Here is a 231-nt window from a genome sequence, read left to right as displayed (position 1 = left end):
CTTCCTATGGACGTACCCCGTCCGTTCACGCCACCCACAAGGGACCTCTGCCTTGCGGGCGGGGAATCCCTTGTTCTTCCTCAAGGAGATTCCCATGGACCGTTCCCTCATCAAATCCATGATGCCTTCGCTTGTCGCGGGCCATATGCCTCGCAACGTGCGTTCGTTCAAATACCGCGTATTCGATGATCAGCCGCAGTCCTCGACGTTGGGCTTCGCCATCGACCCTCA

Annotated in this window: 1 pseudogene; it reads left to right on the top strand. The window is 58.0% G+C overall.

Going from position 1 to position 231, the window contains the following annotated elements:
• Nucleotides 1-94: 94 nt before the first annotated feature.
• A pseudogene (locus AC3XQU_RS25085) lies at nt 95-231 on the top strand (GTPase); the annotation flags it as partial.

It is taken from the genome of Telluria sp. AZSoR62, from assembly GCF_058111565.1.
This window is presented reverse-complemented; position numbering and strand designations above follow the sequence as displayed.